15 protein-coding genes, 1 tRNA gene and 2 pseudogenes are annotated in these 17,415 nt (G+C 65.5%); 13 read left to right on the top strand and 5 right to left on the bottom strand.

The features are described 5' to 3' along the window. The first annotated feature begins 3 nt into the window (after positions 1–3). The 3 genes and pseudogenes from BVC93_RS11855 to BVC93_RS11865 all read left to right on the top strand — a co-directional run. The gene (locus BVC93_RS11855) at positions 4–441 is read left to right on the top strand and encodes a hypothetical protein (RefSeq protein WP_083737390.1); all 438 of its coding nucleotides are present in this window, start codon (positions 4–6) and stop codon (positions 439–441) included. Positions 442–834: 393 nt separating this feature from the next. Continuing rightward, the gene (locus BVC93_RS11860; RefSeq protein WP_236950333.1) at positions 835–1,239 is read left to right on the top strand and encodes an ankyrin repeat domain-containing protein; all 405 of its coding nucleotides are present in this window, start codon (positions 835–837) and stop codon (positions 1,237–1,239) included. Between the two features lie 32 nt (positions 1,240–1,271). After that, a pseudogene (locus BVC93_RS11865) lies at positions 1,272–1,481 on the top strand (ATP-binding protein); the annotation flags it as partial. A 333-nt stretch (positions 1,482–1,814) separates the two neighbouring features. On the opposite strand, the gene BVC93_RS11870 reads toward BVC93_RS11865, so the two are convergent. Continuing rightward, on the bottom strand, positions 1,815–2,483 hold the full coding sequence (locus BVC93_RS11870; RefSeq protein WP_192860274.1) for a TetR/AcrR family transcriptional regulator: 669 nt from the start codon (positions 2,481–2,483) through the stop codon (positions 1,815–1,817). A gap of 134 nt (positions 2,484–2,617) precedes the next feature. On the opposite strand from BVC93_RS11870, the gene BVC93_RS11875 reads away from it, so the two are divergent. Continuing rightward, positions 2,618–3,952 carry a flavin monoamine oxidase family protein gene (locus tag BVC93_RS11875; protein ID WP_192860275.1) on the top strand — a complete coding sequence of 445 codons (1,335 nt, stop codon included), beginning with the start codon at positions 2,618–2,620 and terminating at the stop codon, positions 3,950–3,952. A 286-nt stretch (positions 3,953–4,238) separates the two neighbouring features. Here BVC93_RS11875 and BVC93_RS11880 read toward each other — a convergent pair. Next, positions 4,239–4,711, bottom strand: a pseudogene (locus BVC93_RS11880) (transposase); the annotation flags it as partial. A 188-nt stretch (positions 4,712–4,899) separates the two neighbouring features. Continuing rightward, positions 4,900–4,982: transfer RNA gene (locus BVC93_RS11885), tRNA-Leu, on the bottom strand. Between the two features lie 220 nt (positions 4,983–5,202). Here BVC93_RS11885 and BVC93_RS11890 point away from each other — a divergent pair. The 7 genes from BVC93_RS11890 to pknB all read left to right on the top strand — a co-directional run bounded on the left by BVC93_RS11890 (position 5,203) and on the right by pknB (position 14,866). Then, the gene (locus BVC93_RS11890) at positions 5,203–6,636 is read left to right on the top strand and encodes an FhaA domain-containing protein (protein WP_083737400.1); all 1,434 of its coding nucleotides are present in this window, start codon (positions 5,203–5,205) and stop codon (positions 6,634–6,636) included. A gap of 119 nt (positions 6,637–6,755) precedes the next feature. Next, entirely contained in the window at positions 6,756–7,223 is a 468-nt protein-coding gene (locus BVC93_RS11895; RefSeq protein WP_083737402.1) for an FHA domain-containing protein FhaB/FipA, read from the top strand. Continuing rightward, positions 7,220–8,800, top strand: coding sequence for a PP2C family protein-serine/threonine phosphatase (locus BVC93_RS11900; RefSeq protein WP_083737404.1), 1,581 nt, complete (start codon positions 7,220–7,222; stop codon positions 8,798–8,800). Before BVC93_RS11895 ends, BVC93_RS11900 begins: the two co-directional genes overlap by 4 nt. Further along, positions 8,797–10,203, top strand: a complete 1,407-nt coding sequence (locus tag BVC93_RS11905) for an FtsW/RodA/SpoVE family cell cycle protein (protein WP_083737406.1) — start codon at positions 8,797–8,799, stop codon at positions 10,201–10,203. The genes BVC93_RS11900 and BVC93_RS11905 overlap by 4 nt, the downstream gene beginning before the upstream one ends. Further along, on the top strand, positions 10,200–11,678 hold the full coding sequence (gene pbpA, locus BVC93_RS11910; protein ID WP_083737408.1) for a D,D-transpeptidase PbpA: 1,479 nt from the start codon (positions 10,200–10,202) through the stop codon (positions 11,676–11,678). The genes BVC93_RS11905 and pbpA overlap by 4 nt, the downstream gene beginning before the upstream one ends. Next, positions 11,679–12,986: a protein kinase domain-containing protein gene (locus BVC93_RS11915; protein WP_083737410.1), complete on the top strand. Its 1,308-nt coding sequence runs from the start codon at positions 11,679–11,681 to the stop codon at positions 12,984–12,986. Beyond that, entirely contained in the window at positions 12,983–14,866 is a 1,884-nt protein-coding gene (gene pknB, locus BVC93_RS11920) for a Stk1 family PASTA domain-containing Ser/Thr kinase (RefSeq protein WP_083737412.1), read from the top strand. Before BVC93_RS11915 ends, pknB begins: the two co-directional genes overlap by 4 nt. Here the strand turns inward: pknB and BVC93_RS11925 are convergent. Then, on the bottom strand, positions 14,844–15,518 hold the full coding sequence (locus BVC93_RS11925) for an aminodeoxychorismate/anthranilate synthase component II (protein WP_083737414.1): 675 nt from the start codon (positions 15,516–15,518) through the stop codon (positions 14,844–14,846). The two genes, pknB and BVC93_RS11925, sit on opposite strands and share 23 nt — an antisense overlap. Positions 15,519–15,686: 168 nt before the next feature. After that, on the bottom strand, positions 15,687–16,442 hold the full coding sequence (locus BVC93_RS11930; protein WP_083740981.1) for a DUF881 domain-containing protein: 756 nt from the start codon (positions 16,440–16,442) through the stop codon (positions 15,687–15,689). Positions 16,443–16,548: 106 nt separating this feature from the next. On the opposite strand from BVC93_RS11930, the gene crgA reads away from it, so the two are divergent. Both crgA and BVC93_RS11940 read left to right on the top strand, forming a co-directional pair. Beyond that, positions 16,549–16,812 carry a cell division protein CrgA gene (crgA, locus tag BVC93_RS11935; protein ID WP_068914327.1) on the top strand — a complete coding sequence of 88 codons (264 nt, stop codon included), beginning with the start codon at positions 16,549–16,551 and terminating at the stop codon, positions 16,810–16,812. Between the two features lie 146 nt (positions 16,813–16,958). Further along, positions 16,959–17,393, top strand: a complete 435-nt coding sequence (locus BVC93_RS11940) for a PH domain-containing protein (RefSeq protein WP_083737416.1) — start codon at positions 16,959–16,961, stop codon at positions 17,391–17,393. Positions 17,394–17,415: the final 22 nt, after the last annotated feature.

Here is a 17,415-nt window from a genome sequence, read left to right on the forward strand (position 1 = left end):
GTCATGAACAACGAGCTATTGCTGGATGTCGAAGTCTTTCCCGACCATGGGCAGATCGTGATCTCCGACGTTGGTGGTCACGGGGCGACGAGCGACGGAGGCCTGGAGTACGGGTTGTGGTTCTCCGAGCACACGGTCAGCGTCATCACCATGTCAGCAGATGAGGCGGACTATAGGGATAAGGGCGTGCAGGTGCGGGTCTATCGCGGCAGCGACGCTACCGAGCTTGGAACGTTGGTGTTTGACCGCAATCTGATCTTCACGGATCCACCCCAGCTTGGGGTCTACGAGCTTTTGTGGGACGAACCGGAAGAGGGCGGCGCTATCCCAATCGAGCGTACCGGACCGGTGCGCATCCAGATCTTCGTTGACCCACCACAAGAAGCCGATCACGTGAACGTACTGATCCGCTACGACATCCCAACTCCCGAGATGAACTGAGCGAATCCACTTCTCGGCCGAATCTGTCTGGATCTTCTTCACCCATGCGTGACACACCGGGCAGACATGCATTTACATCGCGGCGAACCCTGAGCCCAACCACCCATCGAGAGGTCTGTACGTGTGACGCCTGCCAGTCGAGTGCAGAGTACCCCACACGAATACTGTTGCTAAGCAGGCGTTTCGTCGACAGCAAGAAGAAAGACAATAAGAAGAAAAGCGAACCGAAGAAGAAAAGACGAAGACCCAGATGCAAAGAAACGCGCACGCCAAAACCAGTGACAGCAAGCATGATTCACCGCTACCAGATGCTCCACGTGGAGGACCTACAGTGATCAGAAAGATCCAGGCACCGTCAGAAGGGAGGTTGTGATGGCGCGGACACCGCTACACATGTTCGGCATCAAGAATCGGATAGGTCAGTATCTGGCGTTGGTGGCCAGTGGTGAGCATGACGTCAACGCTCAAGACGCCGATGGTAAAACGCCCCTGCACTACGCCGCCGAACAAGAGCAATCAGAAATCGTTTCTGCCTTGCTCGATGCTGGCGCTGACCCCAACATTCAAGACCGACGGTTCGGCAACACCGCCTTCTCTTGGATCGTGAAGAGGTGCGACGTGCCGACCGTCAAGAAAGCCATCGCCTGCGGGGGCAACCCGACCATCGCCAACCACTACGGTAACGCTGCCACGAATCTCGCCGGCCGCGAACCAGCGGTCATCATCCCGCTCATGCGCGAGACCGCCCGCGAGTTCGGATTCAACACCGAGAACACGGCGCCTGACACTCAGCGATGATTTCCTGGTCGGGCACACCGACCGTTACACCCTACGGGGGTGAGGGTCGCATCCGAGTCGCCCGATTGCCCTCTCGGAAAGCGTTGGAGGATTTCGACTTCGACTATCAACCCTGCCTCAAACGCGAACACATCGCACACCTGGGCACCCTGGATTTCATCGCCACCAAACAGAATGTCGTCTTCCTCGGACCACCAGGTGCAGGGAAGACCCACCTATCGACCGGACTGGGCATCCGAGCGCCGGCGTAGTTGTTGTCGTGTTGCTCGGCTGGAGTAGGGCCTTGTCGCCGCGGACGCGATCGGGACGGGCGCGTGGTCATCCACCATGGCGATCGACCTTCAGGTGCGCGAGCAAATGTTCCAGCACGGGGCCGTCGTGGGCTTAGTCAGCGCCCACGAGCACCACTGGGGCGTGTCTGATAGATGGGCTAGCCAGACGCCGCCGGGCGGCTGGTGGTTCCACCAAATCGAGGTACGTGCCCGCATCTGCGCAAATTGTTCTGCTGGCAGCCGATCTGTGCGAAGGTCGGGATTGGTGAATCAGACCCGACTGGAAGATCAGGGTCCGTCACGTCAGCTCCTCTGCTGCGCATGAGGGGTATAGGACCTCGCCGCGGTGGAGTCAGCTGCGGGTGGCTGTGCTTTGGCGGCCCGAAGTACATGATCCACAAGCAGCTCAATCTGGGTGTCCGTAGGCGGCTGGCGCAGGATCGAGCACGAAACGACGATCGGCGAAATCAACATGCCCATGATGGTTGCCATGTCGATGCCTGAGGCAACCTGTGACTTCTCGGCGGCGCATACCAAGGTCTCCAGCATCGGAGCGGCGGCTTGCTCGAACGCAGCGCGGCTGAGCTGAGCGAAATCTTGGTCAGGGGAGAGCGCGGCAAGCCCATCAATCATCACGCTCGTGGGTGTCATGGCGAAATCGCGGAACCTATAAGCGAATTCGCGGACATCATCGTCGAGCCTGCCGGATAACGTGACTTCGAAGCCGTCATAGCTCGCGCGTAGCGCGTCGGCAATCAAGTCTTTGCGTTCCGGCCATCTGCGGTGCAGTGTCCGACGGCTAACACCAGACCGGTCGGCAACGTCCTGATAGGTGAATTCCAGGCCCTGGTCATTCATTGCCTGGATGACCGCGGCGTACACGGCCTTACCGTTGCGTTCAGTGCGCCCTCCTGGCCTTGGCCTAGAGGTGCTCGGGCCGAGCCTGGCCGGCTTTTCGTCGTCCGCCTTCACAACACTCTCTTCGTTGCCTCGTTGGGGCATCTCTGCTGACACGCTAATCGCTGGCTCACGACACCCGTGCGGTCCAGCTTTTGATGCTAATGTCACTTTGTGCGCCATTAGTGTCTATCGGGAGTGCTCAAGTTATGGGAAATTGGGACGTCATAGTCGTTGGAGCGGGTTTTGCCGGCGCCACAGCTGCTCGAGAATGCGCCTCGCGGGGGCTCCGCGTACTTGTGCTCGAAGCCCGCGACCGGATTGGGGGCCGCTCAGGAAGCCGTCCTTTGTCAGACGGGTCCCCCGGTGATGTCGGCGGCACTTTTGTGCACTGGACTCAGCCACACGTCTGGGCTGAGATCACCCGGTACGGTCTGGAAGCCTCCCTGGTGCGGGGCCGCGAATACGAGTGGATGGTGACGCACGCCGAAGGAGCGACTCACTGGGCGCCCGCCGCAGAAATCACTGCACTGACTCGGCGCGCGATGAACAAGGCCCTGGGCGGCTCGGTTCGCGTCTTTCCCAATCCAGCGCGGCCGCTTCAGGAACGCGAGCAAGTCGAGCAGATCGATGACCTAACCATCGCGGACGCGTTGTCGGCAGCGGACATCGATGACACCGAGCGCCTGATCCTGGAAATGTATCTGGCCGAGTTCGCAGGACGTCCCATCGACCAAGCGAGCTGGTCGGCAATGCTGCGTTGGTTCGCTCTCGGGTCGGACAACTACGACGACTTTGTCGACATGGAAATGAGCTGGAGGTTGGAGTGCGGCACCGGTGGCTTGCTCTCCCGCATCATCGAGGATGGCGGCGCCGACGTCCTGCTGAATAGTCAAGTGAAATCGATCGTATCCAATGCCGGCGAGGTCACGGTTACCCTCGTCGACGGGCGGCGATACGTTGGCTCCTCGGTGATCGTGGCGGTTCCTGCCAACGTGTGGTCGTACCTCGAACTCTCGCCGGCGCTGAGCCCGCAGCAAGCAGAAGCGTCTCGAGCGGGCATGACGGCTTTGTCGACCGGCAAGGCAGTTGCGATCATCAAAGGCGAGTCGCGCTCGATGCTCTTCTCTGGAGATGCGGCGGCTCCAATCGGCTTCTTCACCGTGAGCTTTCGGGAATTCGATGAACAAGTCATCGCCATCTACCCGCGGGACGAAAACTTCGACATCACCGATACCGCGGTGCTGCGTGCGGCGATCACCAGGGCACTGCCCCACGTGAGTGTTATCGACAGTGTGGGCGACCGCTACCTGACGGACGACCCTCTCTTCCGGGGCGGGTACGGCTTCTTGCAGCCAGGCCAACTCACCAAACTCGAGCCCCATGTCAACTTTGCCCACCTTGACGACCGAGTGATCTTCGCCAGCGCTGACATCGCCGAATTCTTCCACGGCTTCATCGACGGTGCCATCGAGTCGGGAATGCACGCAGCCCGCCTGATCCGCACCAAACTGGCTGATGACGCCCTAGCCCGAAGGACATGACCAGAAGACGGCACGCTCGGCACTTTCCAGCAGCGGGCGCCACTGCGCTCGGGCACCGAGGTCTCGATCTTGAACAACCTTGCCGGCACCCAATGGGTCTGCTGCACGAATAGGTGAAGCCGTCTGGGTTTCATGCACACCGGTTATTGGTGTGCAGCCTCTGATGGGTTTGTAGCGTAGTGGACGGTCTCGTACTCGAGGGATGGGATGCGGCCCAGGCGGCGCATGAGTCGGTTGGTGTTGTACCAGTGCACCCAGTCGGCGGTGGGTAGTTCCACGTCGGTCAGACGGTACAGCGGGTCCCGGCGATACCTTGTCGCTGCAGGTGGGCCCACATCTTGGTGGCGCCGTACAGCGATTCGGGTTTGCGCCGGCCGTGCTCGGTGAGCGCTCGGCAGATCGGAGCGACCCCGAACCGAGCGCGATGCTCGGCGCTGAAAGCACAATTCAACGGTGTCGCAGGTCGCCATCCCGCGCGAAGAAACTTGCTGCGGCCTTGAGGATTTCGATGGTTTCCTCAGGCTCACGGTTCTTGCGCTTGAGTTCACGCAACGCCCGCGCGGTCATCGGTCGGCACTCCGTCTCGCTGGCCGGTATCAACCTCGGTCTGGTTGACCCAGCGACGCAGCGATTCGTAGGACACGCCCACCGCTTGGCCACCGCGATGATGCACGCCGTGCGGGTGGTGTACTCCTTGGCATGGTCGGTGACCAACCGCACCGCCCGCGCCTTGAACTCGTCGTCGTACTTGCTCGGCATGATGCAAACAACCTTCCCTTGGAGAAGGTGTGCATCAAACCCGGGGCGACTGACTCCCCGGCGACTTGCGCCTCTAACTCCCGCATCTGTCAGCCGCACCCCTCCGAGGCTGCCCACACAAACACAAAGGTCACGAACCATTTCTGATTCGTGACCTAGGTGCTGCGGTTCCGTAGAACCGCTCACTGTGGGCGAAGGGGGACTTGAACCCCCACGTCCCGAAGGACACTGGCACCTGAAGCCAGCGCGTCTGCCATTCCGCCACTCGCCCAAAACAACCGGGTGAGATTAGCACGCACCGGCCCTCAGATCCCAAACGCGAAGATCAGAGGCGGTCCGGCACAGCGCGCTGACCTGCTCCGTTCGGATTCACCGGCTGCAGATGGTGCCATTGTCCCAGCGAGGACCGATACCATGCAGGAGGAAACCACGGGGACCCGACACTCCCTGTGCACGGCTGTGGGTCACGACGAGAACAGGTGGGCGGTGACATGGGACTGGTGCAACGACTCGACCGCAAGCTCGAGTCCACGGTCGGCGATGCCTTCGCCCGGGTGTTCGGCGGATCGATCGTGCCGCAGGAGGTCGAAGGCATGTTGCGCCGGGAGGCCGCCGACGGCGTGCGCTCGCTGCAGGGCGGGCGGCTTTTGGCGCCCAACGAATACGTCATTACCCTCAGTGCCACCGATTACCAGAAGGTGCTCGCCGATCATGAGCTGACGGCGGACGCTTTCGCCAAGCATCTGGGCGGCTACATCGGCGAACAAGGGTGGCAAACGTATGGAGACGTGGTTGTGCGATTCGCGGAGTCGTCGCAGCTGCGTACCGGACAGGTACGAGCGCGCGGGGTGGTCAACCCCGATGCCAGTCGTGATGTGCCCGCCGGCCCCGCACCCCGATCCACCACCGCTGAGCCCGCCCCATCACAATCAGACCAGGCGTCTACCGCAGAACCAGGAGTACCACCGATGACCGACAATCCCAGTTACCGCGGCAGCCAGGGGCAGGGGCAGTCAGGCGACGAGTACTACGACGACCGCTACGGTCGCCCGCAAGAAGGCCGCCCGCAAGAAGGCCGTCCCCAGGACGCTCGTCCGCAGGAAGACCCCCGCGCCCAGGAGCCGGGTGGTTACCCGCCGCGCGAGCCCGGTTACCCGCCTCGGCAGGGCTACCCCGAGCAGGGCGGTTACGGCGACCAGGGCGGCTATGCCCCGTCCTACGACCAGCGCCCGCCCGCCGGTTACGGCCCGCCCTCGGGTGGTTACGACCCCGGCTACGGCCGCGGCGGCTACGGAGCCCCCGGCCCCCAGGGCAACCCTTACGGCCCGCCGAGTGGCGATTACGGCCGCCAGCAGCCTCCCGGCCGCGGTTACGACGACTACGGGCGCGGTGGCTACCCCGATCACGGCGGCTACGGCCAGGGCTACCCGGAACAGGGCTACGGTCGTCCCGGACCCGGCCAGGGGCCCGACTACGGCCGCGGCTACCCCGATCAGGGCGGCTACGGCGAGCCGCCTCGTGGTGACTACGACTACGGCCAGCAGGGTTACGACCAGGGCTATGGTCAGCAGGGTTACGACCAGCCCGGCCAAGGCGCTTACGACTACGGCCAGGCCGCACCCTCGGGTTACGCGGGCGGCGCCAACGTCACGCTGCAGCTCGACGACGGCAGCGGCCGCACCTACCAGCTGCGTGAGGGAGCCAACGTCGTCGGTCGCGGCCAGGACGCGCAGTTCCGTCTCCCCGACACCGGGGTGTCGCGCCGGCACCTGGAGATCCGCTGGGACGGCCAGGTGGCGCTGTTGTCGGACCTGAACTCCACCAACGGCACCACGGTGAACAACGCTCCGGTCCAGGAATGGCAGCTTGCTGACGGTGACGTCATCCGGCTCGGACACTCCGAGATCGTCGTTCGCGTCCACTGATTCCGTAATCGACACCCGGGCACACGCGGTGCGGTTGCCCCTCTTGTGGGTGGCTGCCCAAGTATCGTGACGGTGCCAGGCGGGCGCAGGCTTGATACGGGTCATGGGAAGGACGTCAGATGCAGGGACTAGTGCTGCAGCTGACGCGCGCCGGTTTCCTGCTGTTGCTGTGGCTGTTCATCTGGTCGGTGCTGCGGATTCTGCGCAATGACATTTACGCCCCCACCGGAGCGGTGATGGTGCGCCGCGGGCTGGCGTTCCGCGGCGCGCTACTGCCCTCGCGGCAGAAACGCGCCGGAGTGCGCTACCTGGTGGTCACCGAAGGCGCCCTGACCGGCACCAGGATCACGCTGGGGACCCAACCGGTGTTGATCGGCCGTGCCGACGACTCCACGCTGGTCCTGACCGACGACTATGCATCGACGCGCCATGCTCGGCTGTCCCAGCGGGGCTCCGAATGGTACGTCGAGGACTTAGGATCGACCAACGGTACATACCTCGACAGGGCAAAGGTGACCACGGCGGTACGAGTTCCGATAGGGACGCCGGTGCGAATCGGCAAGACGACGATCGAGCTGCGCCCGTGACGTTGGTTCTACGCTACGCCGCCCGCAGTGACCGCGGCCTCGTCCGCGCCAACAACGAGGACTCCGTGTACGCCGGTGCCCGGCTGCTGGCACTGGCCGATGGCATGGGCGGGCACGCCGCCGGTGAAGTGGCCTCCCAGTTGGTGATCGCCGCGCTGGCCCATCTCGACGACGACGAGCCCGGCGGGGACCTGCTCAGCAAGCTCGAATCCGCGGTGCACGACGGCAACGCCGCCATTGCCGCGCACGTCGAGATGGAACCCGAGCTGGAAGGCATGGGCACCACGCTCACGGCAATCCTGTTCGCCGGCAACAGACTTGGCCTGGTCCACATCGGCGACTCCCGCGGCTATCTGCTGCGTGACGGCGAGCTCACCCAGATCACCAAGGACGACACCTTCGTCCAGACCCTGGTGGACGAGGGCCGCATCACCGCCGAAGAGGCGCACAGCCACCCGCAGCGGTCGCTGATCATGCGCGCGCTGACCGGCCACGAGGTCGAGCCCACCCTGATCATGCGCGAAGCCCGCACCGGCGACCGCTACCTGCTGTGCTCCGACGGGCTCTCCGATCCGGTGAGCTTCGAGACCATCGCCGAGGCCCTGCAGATCGAGGACGTCACCGCCAGCGCCGACCGCCTGATCGAACTCGCACTGCGCGGCGGCGGCCCCGACAACGTCACCGTGGTGGTGGCCGACGTCGTCGACTACGACTACGGCCAAACCCAGCCCATCCTGGCCGGCGCGGTCTCAGGACAGGACGACGACAGCCCGGCGCCCAACACCGCGGCCGGGCGCGCCTCGGCATTCAACCCGAAGCGGGTAGCGGCCGCCAAACGTGTTGTCCCGCAACCGGAGCCGCCTTCCAAAAGACCGCGCTCCAGGCGCAAACTGATCCTCGCCATCACGGTGATCGTGCTGCTGGTACTGGCCGGACTGGTGGTCACCCGGCAGATCATCCGCAGCAACTACTACGTCGCCGAGTACGACGGCACCGTGTCGGTGATGCGGGGTATCCAGAGTTCATTTCTGGGCATCCCCCTGCAGGAGCCCCATCTCCTCGGCTGCCTCAACGACCGAAACGAGCTGTCCCAAATCGGGTACGGCCAGGCCAGTGACAACCTGAACTGCCGGCTGATGCAGCTGCAGGATCTGCGACCGTCCGAGCGCACCCAGGTGGCCGCGGGTCTGCCCGGCGGGTCGCTCGATGAGGCCATCGAGCAGCTGCGTGAACTGGCGCGCAGCTCCGTGCTGCCGCCGTGTGTCACCCCGGCACCGCCCGCGCCCACCACCACCAGCCGTCCGTCACCCACTCCGGCGCCCCCCGGAAATCCTTCTGCCACACCGGGTATCGGCCCCTCCCCCAGCCCCTCCCCCAGCGCGTCGCCAACCGCGCGGCCATCGGCCCCGCCGCCGTCACCCACCGCGACCTCACGCCCGCCCGCACCGTCGGGTGACACCGAAGCCTCGCCGAGCGCGCCTGCCCCACCCCCACCGCCGGCGACACCGACACCCACCGCGACCGCGCTGCCTCCGGCGCCGCCTGAGCCGGGCACCGATTGCCGGGCGGCGACGTGACCACCGCGCCCCAGTCGCCGGTAGCCGTCACTCCCCCACTTCCCAACCGGCGCAACGCTGAATTGTTGCTGCTGTGCTTCGCCACCGTGATCACCGCGGTGGCGCTGCTGATCGTGGAGGCCAATCAGGAGCAGGGCCTGAGCCTGGACCTGATCAGCTACACCGTGGCCTATCTGGCCCTGTTCGCCGGCGCGCACCTGGCCATCCGCCGCTTCGCCCCCTACGCCGACCCGCTGCTGCTGCCGGTGGTGGCGCTGCTCAACGGGCTTGGCCTGGTGATGATCCATCGCCTGGACCTGGCCATCGGCGCCGCCGAGGTGTCCCAGGGCCCCAGCGCCAACCAGCAGGTGCTCTGGACGCTGGTGGGCGTGCTGGGCTTCTCCCTGGTGGTCATCCTGCTCAAGGACCACCGCCAGCTCTCGCGCTACGGCTACGTGTGCGGACTGGCCGGGGTGATCTTGCTGATGATTCCCGCGGTGCTGCCTGCGAGATTCTCCGAGCAGAACGGCGCCAAGATCTGGATTCGGTTCCCGGGCTTCTCGATTCAACCCGCCGAGTTCTCCAAGATCCTGCTGCTGGTGTTCTTCGCCGCCGTGCTGGTGGCCAAACGGGACCTGTTCACCAGCGCCGGCAAGCACGTCCTGGGACTGGACGTGCCGCGGCCCCGTGACCTGGCGCCGCTGCTGGCCGCCTGGATCGTGTCGATCGGCGTGATGGTCTTCGAAAAGGACCTGGGCACGTCGCTACTGCTGTACGCGTCGTTCCTGGTGATGGTCTACATCGCCACCGACCGGCTGTCCTGGGTGATCATCGGCTTGTCGCTGTTCGCCGCGGGAAGTGTTGCGGCGTACTACCTCTTCGATCACGTCAAGGTGCGCGTGCAGAACTGGCTGGACCCGTTCGCCGACCCCGACGGCGCCGGCTACCAGATGGTGCAGTCGCTGTTCAGTTTCGCCACCGGCGGCATCTTCGGCACCGGGCTGGGCAATGGCCAGCCCGGCACCGTGCCCGCCGCGTCCACCGACTTCATCATCGCCGCGGTGGGGGAGGAGCTGGGCCTGGTGGGCCTGGCCGGCGTGCTGATGCTCTACACCATCGTGATCATCCGCGGGCTGCGCACCGCGATCGCCGTGCGCGACAGCTTCGGCAAGCTGCTGGCCGCCGGGCTGGCCTGCACGCTGGGCATCCAGCTGTTCATCGTGGTCGGGGGAGTGACCAAGCTGATCCCGCTGACCGGCCTGACCACACCGTGGATGTCCTACGGCGGGTCCTCCCTGGTGGCCAACTACCTGCTGCTGGCCCTGCTGGTGCGCATCTCCCACGCCGCGCGCCGCCCCATCATGGGCCCGGCGAATCAGCAGCCCATCGCGTCGGCGGGCACCGAGGTGATCTCGAAGGTATGAACACCTCACTGCGCCGCATCTCGGTGACCGTCATGGCGTTGATCGTCGTGCTGCTGGCCAACGCCACCCTGACACAGGTGTTCACCGCCGACGGCCTGCGCGCCGACCCCCGCAACCAGCGCGTGCTGCTGGACGAATACTCCCGCCAGCGCGGGCAGATCTCTGCCGGTGGGCAGCTGATGGCCTACTCGATGTCCACCGACGGCCGCTACCGCTTCCTGCGGACGTACCCCAATCCCTTTGTGTACGCGCCCGTCACGGGCTTCTACTCGCTGAGCTTCTCCAGCACCGGCCTGGAACGCGCCGAAGACACCGTGCTCAACGGCTCCGACCAGCGACTGTTCGGACGGCGACTGGCCGACTTCTTCACCGGCCGCGACCCCAGAGGCGGCAACGTCGACACCACCATCGTTCCGCGGGTGCAGCAGGCTGCCTGGGACGCGATGGAGAAGGGCTGCAACTCCGGCCCGTGCATCGGCGCCGTCGCCGCCATCGAGCCGTCCACCGGCAAGATCCTGGCCCTGGTGTCAGCCCCCTCGTACGACCCGAACCTGCTGGCCACCCACGACGTCGCCAAGCAGAACGCCGCCTGGGAGCAGCTGCGTGACGACCCCGCCTCACCGCTGACCAACCGCGCCATCTCCGAGCGGTACCCACCGGGATCCACCTTCAAGGTGGTGACCACCGCCGCCGCGCTGGAAAACGGCATCGACGTCGGCGACCAGTTCACCTCCGCGCCGTCGATCCCCCTGCCGGACAGCACCGCCACCCTGGAGAACTACGGCGGCAATCCGTGCGGATCAGGGCCCACCGCCTCGCTGCAGGAGGCGTTCGCCCGGTCCTGCAACACCGCGTTCGTTCAACTGGGGCTGCGTCTGGGCTCCGAAGCTCTGCGCAACACCGCGGAGTCCTTCGGCCTCGACGACCCCCCACCGACGATCCCGCTGCAAGTGGCGGAATCCACCGTCGGCCCGATCACCGACAGCGCAGCGCTGGGCATGTCGAGCATCGGTCAGAAGGACGTGGCGATGACGCCGCTGCAGAACGCTCTCATCGCCGCCACCGTTGCCAATGGCGGCGTGACCATGACCCCGTATCTGGTGGACAGCCTCAAGGCGCCCGACCTGTCCAACATCAGCACCACCGCACCCACTCAGCAGCGGCGTGCGGTGTCACCGCAGGTCGCGGCTAAACTGACGGATTTGATGGTCGCCGCCGAGCAGAACACACAGCAGAGAGGGGCGATTTCCGGCGTGCAGATCGCATCCAAGACCGGTACCGCGGAGCACGGTACCGACCCCCGCAACACCCCGCCGCATGCGTGGTACATCGCATTCGCGCCGGCGAAGGACCCCAAGGTGGCCGTTGCCGTGCTGGTGGAAAATGGTGGCGACCGCCTCGATGCCACAGGTGGGGCCGTTGCGGCACCCATCGGTCGCGCGGTGATCGCGGCGGCCTTGCAAGGAGGGTCCTGAATGAGCCCCCGCGTAGGAGTGACGCTCTCCGGCCGTTACCGCCTCCAGCGCCTCATCGCCACCGGCGGCATGGGTCAGGTGTGGGAAGCCGTCGACAGCCGCCTCGGCCGTCGAGTCGCCGTCAAGGTCCTCAAGGCGGAATACTCCTCGGACCCCGAATTCGTCGAACGTTTCCGCGCCGAGGCGCGCACCGTCGCCATGCTCAACCACCCCGGCATCGCCAGCGTCCATGACTACGGCGAAACCGAGATGGACGGCGAGGGCCGCACCGCCTACCTGGTGATGGAACTGGTCAACGGTGAACCGTTGAACTCGGTGATCAAACGCACGGGCAGGCTGTCACTGCGGCACGCCCTGGACATGCTGGAGCAGACCGGACGCGCACTGCAGGTCGCCCACACCGCGGGCCTGGTGCACCGCGACGTCAAGCCCGGCAACATCCTCATCACCCCCACCGGACAGGTGAAGCTCACCGACTTCGGCATCGCCAAGGCCGTCGACGCCGCACCCGTCACCCAGACCGGCATGGTGATGGGCACCGCCCAGTACATCGCGCCCGAACAGGCGCTGGGCCACGACGCCACCGCGGCCTCCGACGTCTACTCCCTGGGAGTGGTCGGGTACGAGGCGGTTTCCGGCAAACGGCCGTTCACCGGTGACGGCGCCCTGACCGTCGCGATGAAGCACATCAAGGAGACACCCGCTCCGCTGCCCGCGGACCTGCCACCCAACGTCCGTGAACTCATCGAGATCACGCTGGTCAAGAACCCCGGCATGCGTTATCGCAGCGGTGGACCCTTCGCCGACGCCGTCGCCGCCGTCCGCGCGGGCCGGCGCCCGCCGCGGCCCAACCAGGCACCGACCATCGGCCGGGCCGCCCCGGCCGCCATCCCCGGTTCGTCGCCCAGGATCCCTGCGGGTCCGCCGACCAACGCCCGCGCCACCGGTGGCAGGCAGAAGCCCGCGTCCGGTAGCCATCGCCCGCCACCGGCCCGGCGCACGTTCTCCAGTGGCCAGCGGGCGCTGCTGTGGGCCGCCGGTGTGCTGGGCGCGCTGGCCATCGTGATCGCGGTGCTGATCGTCGTCAACGCCCGCGAAAACAACCTGGATCAGAACCAGACGCCACCGACGGTCACCGACACCGTGACACCGCCGCCCGCCGAGGAGCCCGGCGGCACCGAACCGGCCCCCGCCGAGCCGTCGAACTGGACTCCGGACGCGCCGATCGGTAATCCTGGTGAAAAGCCGGGGCAGCTGTTCCTGGCTACTGACCTGCTCTATGAGCCATCCCACGAGATAGTGCAATGACCACCCCTGAGCTGTTGTCCGGGCGTTATGAGCTCGGCGAGATCCTCGGCTTCGGCGGAATGTCCGAGGTCCACATGGCCCGCGACACCCGTCTGCACCGCGACGTCGCGGTCAAGGTGCTGCGCGCGGATCTGGCCCGTGACCCCAGCTTCTACCTGCGGTTCCGTCGCGAAGCGCAGAACGCCGCCGCCCTGAATCACCCGGCGATCGTAGCCGTGTACGACACCGGTGAGGCCGAAACCACCTCCGGTCCACTGCCGTACATCGTGATGGAGTACGTCGACGGTGTGACGCTGCGCGACATCGTGCACAACGACGGCCCGATGCCGGCCAAACGTGCCATCGAGGTCATCGCCGACGCCTGCCAGGCCCTGAACTTCAGCCACCAGCACGGCATCATCCACCGCGATGTGAAACCGGCGAACATCATGATCTCCAAGTCCGGCGCCGTGAAGGTGATGGACTTCGGCATCGCTCGTGCGCTGGCCGACTCCCACAGCGTCACGCAGACCGCGGCCGTCATCGGGACGGCGCAGTATCTGTCGCCCGAGCAGGCCAAGGGCGAGTCCGTGGATGCCCGCTCGGATGTCTACGCGCTGGGGTGTGTGCTCTACGAGGTGCTCACCGGCGAGCCGCCGTTTGCGGGCGACTCCCCGGTGGCCGTGGCCTACCAGCACGTCCGCGAGGATCCGGTGCCGCCGTCGGCGCGTCGTTCCTCGGTTCCGCCGGAACTGGACGCCGTGGTGCTCAAGGCGCTGGCGAAGAATCCCGACAACCGCTACCAGAGCGCCGCCGAGATGCGCGCCGACCTGGTCCGCGTGCACTCCGGGGAGTCCCCGGAAGCGCCGAAGGTGTTCACCGATGCCGAGCGGACGTCGTTCCTGACGGCGCCGGTGGCCCCCCGCGAGCGCGACACAACCGACCAGCTGCCGCGCACCCAGGCGCATTACGTGGAGCCGCCTGATGAGCGCTCCGGCGGTTCCGTGGCCAAGTGGGTGGTGGCTGTCGCGGTGCTGGCCGTGCTGACCGTGGTGGTGACGCTGGCCATCAACTTCCTCGGGGGAGAAACGCGCGCCGTCCAGGTGCCCGACGTCACGGGGCAGTCCGCCGACGACGCGATCGTCGTGCTCCAGAACGCCGGCTTCCGTACCCGCACCCAGAACCAGCCGGATTCCGAAGTGCCGCCAGACCGGGTCATCAGCACCGATCCGGCGGCCACCACGTCCGTCAGCGCCGGTGACGAGATCACCGTCAACATCTCCACCGGGCCCGAACAACGCTCGATACCGGACGTGCAGGGGTTGTCCTTCGATGACGCCAGGGAACGGCTGAACGAAGCCGGCTTCGAGAAGGTCACCCGTTCCTCGTCGGTGTCCACACCCGAACTCAAGGACAAGGTGCTGGGCACCAACCCGACCGCCAACCAGACGTCGGCGATCACCAATCAGATCACCGTCATCATCGGCTCGGGACCGGGCAGCAGGGTGGTGCCCGACTGCTCGGGTCTGAGCGCGGACGACTGCCGTTTGGTGCTCACCCAGACCGGTTTCACCAACATCGCGCAGGTCGATGTGGACAGCACCAGGCCCATAGGCACGGTGCTCGGCACCAACCCGGCCGCCGGGCAGACTGTGCCGGTGGATCAGCTGGTCCAGATCCAGGTCTCGCGCGGCAATCAGTTCACCATGCCGAACCTGCGGGGGCAGTTCTGGGTTGACGCCGAGCCGCTGCTGCGCTCACTGGGTTGGACCGGTGAGTTGGTCAAATTGCCGAATGCTCAGAACAGCGGTGTGACGACCAACGGGGTGGTGACTCAGGACCCGTCAGCGGGAAGTGCGGTCAACTCCGACGCGAATGTCACGCTGAGCTTCGCGCAGTAGCCGCGGCCACTGCGTCGGCAACCTCGGTTTCGAGGCGCTTGACCAGTCCTTCGTCGGGGGCCTGGCCGCATGCTGCCAGCCAATTGGCCAGCATTCGGTGTCCGCCCTCGGTGAGGATGGACTCGGGATGGAACTGCACGCCGTGGATGGGCAGGCTGGTGTGCCGCACCCCCATCACGACGCCTCCGCGGGTGCGCGCGGTGACCTCGAGTTCGGCGGGCATGGTCTCGGGCAGGATGGTCAGCGAGTGATACCTGGTGGCCGTGAACGGGTCCGGAAGGCCTTGGAAAACACCGACATTGGTGTGGAAGACGGTGCTGGTCTTGCCGTGCAGCAGCTCGGGCGCGCGGTCCACGGTGCCACCGAATGCCACACCGATGGCCTGGTGACCGAGGCACACACCCAGCAGGGGAGTACCGGTACTCGCACAGGCCCGCACCAGCGGGATGGATGCCCCGGCGCGTTCCGGGGTACCGGGACCGGGGGAGAGCAGCACCCCGTCGAAGTCCTCGGCGCTCTGCTCGATCAGGGCCGCGGAACCCAGTCGGTCGTCATCGTTACGCCAGACCTCGGCGTTGACCCCGAGCTGGCCGAGGTACTGCACGAGGTTGAACACGAAGCTGTCGTAATTGTCGACGACGAGGACACGCACAGATGACAGGCTACCTGGCATTTTGGCCTGATCTCCATCACCTGGCTCGTCCCTCGCCAGCCTCAGCCTCAGGCCCGGCATTTTGGCCTGATCTCCATCACCTGACTCGTCCCTCGCCAGCCTCAGCCTCAGGCCCGGCATTTTGGCCTGATCTCCATCACCTGGCTTTCAGTAACTGATGGGCCCCGCCGGCTGGGCGTAACGCATCCGCAGCGGCGCGGTGTGTCCGACGATCTCGATGTCTTCGCTCACCTGCTGGGTGTAGCCGAGGCCGAAGCGCACCACGTACTGCTTGTAGAGGGTGACCAGTGGGGCATCGTCGAGGGCCTGTTGCATGGCCTGGACGTCTCCGATGGCCATGATCGTGTACGGCGGGCTGTAGGTGCGGCCGTTGAGCAGCAACGTGTTGCCGACACATCGTGGGGCCGACGTCCCGATGATCCGCTGATCCTGCATCTGGATGGCCTCGGCCCCCGCGATCCACAGTGCGTTGAGCACGGCCTGGATGTCCTGCTGGTGTACCACGAGGTCGTCGGGGGAGGCGTCCCGCGGGAAACGGCCGTTGGCGTCGCGCTGGGCGTCGGTGAGCGTGATGACGAGCCCCGGACCGTGTACCGGGTCCACCCCCGCGTCGTCGGCCAGTTCACTGGCGCGCTGCTGCATGGCGGCCAGCGCCCGGTCCGACGATCCACCGTGAGTGTTGTCGATGGTGGTGCCCAGCTCGTCACGCTGGGCACTGAGGCGGTCCACGGACTGCTGGGACTGCCGCACCAGGTCCACCAGGCGGGGGGCGTCGCTGCGGCGGATCTCGTCACCGCCTGACACGCCGTGGGTGGCCGCAAGCAGCAGGCCCGCCAGCAGGCACACCACCGGCACACCCCAGCGCCATGCGCCGGCGCGTTCCTGCGGGGTCTGCGATTCCATGGTGTCCTTCACTTGGCGAGATTCTCGGCTGACGGCTCTGCTGGGCTACGCTCGTCGTTGGTCCGTATCCATCGTCGCACCCGTTTGACTGCCCACGAAGGTAACCATGCCCAAGTCCAAGGTTCGCAAGAAGAACGACTTCACTGTCAACCCGGTGAGCCGCACCCCGGTGAAGGTGAAAGCCGGTCCGTCACCGGTGTGGTTCGTGGTGTTTTTCATCAGCCTGATGCTGATCGGGCTGGCCTGGCTACTGGTGTACCAACTGGCGTCCTCGGAGCTGCAGTGGATGGCCGACCTGGGTCCGTGGAACTACGCGATCGCTTTTGCTTTCATGATCACAGGTCTTTTGCTGACGATGCGTTGGCGTTGAGGCTTCGGCACGGTCATTTGAATTCATCTTGCTGTGGAGTTATCGGCGGTGGCGGCAACGACGACCTGCTCAATCACACGCATGTGATTCATCCCCATTGTGGATAGCACCTGTGGATAACTTCGTCTGCCGTGGTGAGGCGCTGTATGAGTACCGACCAGCAAATTAGTTGGGGACCCAAACCATCTGGAGTCGCAGCTCTGGGCATCGCAGGTCTGGTTATGGCTATCGCGAGTGTGACTGTGGTCACAGATCCGCCGGGGCGCCTTCTCATCGGGATTGCCGCACTGGGTCTGCTTGTGTTTGCAAGCTTGTCGTGGCGCGCGCGCCCGAAGCTGGCAATTACCGAAGCTGGTCTAGCGATTCGCGGTTGGCTGTCCACCCGCCACGTGACCCGCAACGACATCGCTCTGGTCCGCATCACGGAGTTCCGGCGGATCGGCCGGAAAGTTCAGCTTTTGGAGATCGAATCCACCGATGACAGGCTGCACGTCTTCACCCGGTGGGATCTCGGGACCAGCCCACTCGAGGTGCTCGACGCCCTGACTGCGGCTGGATTCGGGACTTCGGCGCGGTCGTGATGACGAGCGCGCCGAAGCCTCG

The sequence above is a fragment of the Mycobacterium sp. MS1601 genome (assembly GCF_001984215.1).
Taxonomy (GTDB): domain Bacteria; phylum Actinomycetota; class Actinomycetes; order Mycobacteriales; family Mycobacteriaceae; genus Mycobacterium.

What these genes read in the sequence shown, in the direction of transcription:
- BVC93_RS11855 (WP_083737390.1), top strand. Translation starts at nt 4, where the DNA reads ATGAACAACGAGCTATTGCTGGATGTCGAAGTCTTTCCCGACCATGGG.
- BVC93_RS11860 (WP_236950333.1), top strand. Translation starts at nt 835, where the DNA reads ATGTTCGGCATCAAGAATCGGATAGGTCAGTATCTGGCGTTGGTGGCC.
- BVC93_RS11875 (WP_192860275.1), top strand. Translation starts at nt 2,618, where the DNA reads ATGGGAAATTGGGACGTCATAGTCGTTGGAGCGGGTTTTGCCGGCGCC.
- BVC93_RS11890 (WP_083737400.1), top strand. Translation starts at nt 5,203, where the DNA reads ATGGGACTGGTGCAACGACTCGACCGCAAGCTCGAGTCCACGGTCGGC.
- BVC93_RS11895 (WP_083737402.1), top strand. Translation starts at nt 6,756, where the DNA reads ATGCAGGGACTAGTGCTGCAGCTGACGCGCGCCGGTTTCCTGCTGTTG.
- pbpA (WP_083737408.1), top strand. Translation starts at nt 10,200, where the DNA reads ATGAACACCTCACTGCGCCGCATCTCGGTGACCGTCATGGCGTTGATC.
- BVC93_RS11915 (WP_083737410.1), top strand. Translation starts at nt 11,679, where the DNA reads ATGAGCCCCCGCGTAGGAGTGACGCTCTCCGGCCGTTACCGCCTCCAG.
- pknB (WP_083737412.1), top strand. Translation starts at nt 12,983, where the DNA reads ATGACCACCCCTGAGCTGTTGTCCGGGCGTTATGAGCTCGGCGAGATC.
- BVC93_RS11930 (WP_083740981.1), bottom strand. Translation starts at nt 16,442, where the DNA reads ATGGAATCGCAGACCCCGCAGGAACGCGCCGGCGCATGGCGCTGGGGT.
- crgA (WP_068914327.1), top strand. Translation starts at nt 16,549, where the DNA reads ATGCCCAAGTCCAAGGTTCGCAAGAAGAACGACTTCACTGTCAACCCG.
- BVC93_RS11940 (WP_083737416.1), top strand. Translation starts at nt 16,959, where the DNA reads ATGAGTACCGACCAGCAAATTAGTTGGGGACCCAAACCATCTGGAGTC.